General features: G+C 71.2%; 1 protein-coding gene. It reads right to left on the reverse strand.

Annotation, left to right across the window (positions count from 1 at the left end; all coding sequences use genetic code 11):
* Positions 1-75: 75 nt before the first annotated feature.
* Positions 76-580, reverse strand: a 505-nt coding sequence (locus tag AC1DWF_RS36905; RefSeq protein WP_476843385.1) for an SPFH domain-containing protein, incomplete at its 5' end; no start/stop codon positions are given.

A 580-nucleotide genomic window follows, 5' to 3' on the forward strand; every position in this document is an offset into this window, starting at 1 on the left:
CGGCAAAACACCGCCCGGCATGGATAAATGGAGGCTAGGACCGGCGCGCCAAGCACGCCAGCCTTATCCCCTCGGTCAGCGCGGCGCTGCCGCGCCTTCCGCCGGAGCCGGAGCGGCCGGCGGAGGAACCACCGCCGGCGCGGGAGGTTGCGCTGCCGGGACGGCCGCCGCCGGGTTCGGCGCCGCGGCACGCGCTGGCATATCCCGGAAATAGCGGAAGAAGTCGCTCTCCGGTGTCAGCACCATGCGGGATTCACCGGTCGAGAAGACCTCCCGATAGGCCTGCATGGTCCGCCAGAACTGGAAGAACTCCGGATCGCGCTGGAAGGCCTCCGCGAAGACCCGGATGGCCTCCTGTTCGCCGGTGCCGCGCAGGATGGCGGCATTGGCTTCCGCCTCGGCCAGCAGGACCGTGCGGTCGCGCTCGGCCTGTGCCCGGATGCGAGCGGCGACCTCGAAGCCCTCGGCGCGGGCCTCGCGGGCGATGCGCTCGCGCTCCGACTGCATCCGGCTGAGGATGGCCTGGGTGTTCTCCTCCGGCAGGTCGGCTCGGCGGATGCGGACGTCGGTGATCTCGATG

The sequence above is a fragment of the Aminobacter sp. P4_D5 genome, assembly GCF_056401815.1.